This window comes from Endozoicomonas arenosclerae, from assembly GCF_001562015.1.
Taxonomy (GTDB): Bacteria; Pseudomonadota; Gammaproteobacteria; order Pseudomonadales; family Endozoicomonadaceae; genus Endozoicomonas_A; species Endozoicomonas_A arenosclerae.
Genome location: NZ_LASA01000319.1, coordinates 1 through 526, shown reverse-complemented (window position 1 = coordinate 526; position 526 = coordinate 1). Strand labels below are relative to the sequence as shown.

The following is a 526-nucleotide window of genomic DNA, read 5'->3' as shown; positions in this document are numbered from 1 at the left end:
AACGTATATTTAGATGGTATGCCAGCGGGTAGCTCCAGGAAAGTTCTGAACCAGTCCTCCTTGCAGTGGCCAAAATCCTCCATGTCTTGCCACTCGTCCGCTCCACATATGACTGCGCATACAGCAATGATAAGTATATCGAGCAGGTTGTGATCACACATGCCGGGGCAGCGAGGATCAGGAACTTTGGCTAAAAAATCAGCTAGTGGCTGGTACTGCTTGGCTTCCATGCGGATGAACTACTCTAGGAGCCTGTCGGACTTAACCAGCAAAACAGGTAAAATCCTGATTCCAGTACCAGTAACACTCAAAGCACTATGAATAAGTGGAAGTTCAAACCGGTCGACCGAAACACTCCCGACCTTTTCCCTGCCAGCATCCAGGATTATCTTCCAGAAGGTCATATGGCTCGCTTTGTGGTGGATGTTGTTGACCMGCTCGACCTGTCTCCACTGATCAATTCTTATCGAGGCACAGGATCAAAAGGCTGGCATCCTGCCATGATGGTTTCACTACTGTTTTATGG

1 protein-coding gene and 1 pseudogene are annotated in these 526 nt (G+C 48.6%); one reads left to right on the top strand and one right to left on the bottom strand.

The features are described 5' to 3' along the window. A pseudogene (locus WG89_RS29025) lies at positions 1-152 on the bottom strand (transposase family protein); the annotation flags it as partial. Positions 153-317: 165 nt separating this feature from the next. On the opposite strand from WG89_RS29025, the gene WG89_RS29020 reads away from it, so the two are divergent. Then, the coding region (locus WG89_RS29020) for a transposase (protein ID WP_479686503.1) at positions 318-526 on the top strand (209 nt) is incomplete at its 3' end.